At 46.2% G+C, this 494-nt stretch carries 1 protein-coding gene; it reads left to right on the top strand.

Going from position 1 to position 494, the window contains the following annotated elements; genetic code table 11:
- Positions 1-221 (top strand): hypothetical protein (locus tag HMPREF2954_RS12835; RefSeq protein WP_321178152.1); only part of this gene is annotated, 221 nt, incomplete at its 5' end.
- Positions 222-494 lie beyond the last annotated feature (273 nt).

Below are 494 nucleotides of genomic sequence, written 5' to 3'. Positions count from 1 at the left end.
TCCGGGGAGGATTAAGGGGGTATTTGGGTAAAATCAGTGGATATTTGAAACGAAAACAACCGAAAACCTGTATTGGGGTTTCGGTTGTCGGGGGAAAAGAAATTTTGCAAAGGTCTCCTCTTGTTGTACATAATGAATCGTTTTGCCCCGTCTTTCCCCAAGCCGTATCACGACCAAATCGTAGCTTGCTACCTGAAAATCTTTGCGGCTCAAATCAATAAGGCAAGCAACCGCAATCAATACCGCCAGCTCTTTAACCAATTAAAGATACTCCGCCGCCAGTATTCCGCACAACGGCAGGCAATGGAAGACTTTGCTGACGAAATCAGGGAACGATATAGCGAGAAACCACGCCGGCCTGCTCTATTGGAGGAGTTGGCTCGAGCGGGGTTTTAGGAAAAAGCTATTCATCCACACCCTTACGATGAATCTTTCCAAGCAGGCCTGCAATCCTTACATGTAGAAACCAGAAGCGTTGTTTACAGTATTTTCAG

The sequence above is a fragment of the Neisseria sp. HMSC067H09 genome (genome assembly GCF_001814135.1).
In the GTDB taxonomy this organism is placed as follows: Bacteria; Pseudomonadota; Gammaproteobacteria; order Burkholderiales; family Neisseriaceae; genus Neisseria.
The sequence above is the reverse complement of the archived record's forward strand: the minus strand, read 5'-3'. Positions and strand labels throughout refer to the sequence as shown.